1 protein-coding gene is annotated in these 779 nt (G+C 48.1%); it reads left to right on the plus strand.

Annotated features, from left to right (window positions below):
* Positions 1 to 286: 286 nt before the first annotated feature.
* Positions 287 to 721 carry a hypothetical protein gene (locus ACOT0L_RS24005; RefSeq protein ID WP_000723070.1) on the plus strand — a complete coding sequence of 145 codons (435 nt, stop codon included), beginning with the start codon at positions 287 to 289 and terminating at the stop codon, positions 719 to 721.
* Positions 722 to 779: the final 58 nt, after the last annotated feature.

The following is a 779-nucleotide window of genomic DNA, read 5'->3' on the forward strand; positions in this document are numbered from 1 at the left end:
GGCGGCGAGCTGTCAGCAGAACAGCAGGGGCGGGAAATTGTGTTCAGTGTGCGCCTGTTAATGGATTAATCCCGTTCTTCAGGAGAAACCTGGAAGGTGACAAAATTGTCATCATTCAGTCACGCGATAAACAGAGGCGGTTTTTTATAATCATACATAAATCAGGAGCAGAGTGATAACGCAATCGCCTGGTTCCTGGAGTGATGAATAACCCGCCCTGAGATCAAATGCTTTCTCTGTTATAAGCCGTTGATTGTTTGGGTATGAAAACACCGGAGACCCAACCATGAAAAAGATCCTTGTATCATTTGTTGCCATTATGGCTGTCGCTTCATCCGCCATGGCTGCAGAGACAATGAACATGCATGACCAGGTAAATAATGCCCAGGCACCCGCCCATCAGATGCAGTCAACCTCTGAAAAAAGCGCTGTTCAGGGAGACAGTATGACAATGATGGATATGAGCGGACACGATCAGGCTGCAATGTCCCATGAAATGATGCAAAACGGCAACGCTTCTGCCCACCAGGACATGGCGGAGATGCATAAAAAAATGATGAAAGGCAAACCAGGGGCCACCAACGAATCAGCAACGTCATTTTCAGAAATGAACGAGCATGAAAAAGCCGCTGTTGTGCACGAGAAGGCGAATAATGGTCAGTCTTCCGTTATTCATCAGCAGCAGGCTGAAAAGCATCGCAGCCAGATCACCCAGAATTAACCCGCAGCTCCACTTGTTAGACCCTCATTTGACGCCGAAGTCACTGGCTTACGCTCCC

This window comes from Enterobacter cloacae complex sp. XAL002, from assembly GCF_049236805.1.
Classification (GTDB): Bacteria; Pseudomonadota; Gammaproteobacteria; order Enterobacterales; family Enterobacteriaceae; genus Enterobacter; species Enterobacter intestinihominis.

Coding starts and splice junctions, on each gene's coding strand:
- ACOT0L_RS24005 (WP_000723070.1), top strand. CDS start 287: ATGAAAAAGATCCTTGTATCATTTGTTGCCATTATGGCTGTCGCTTCA.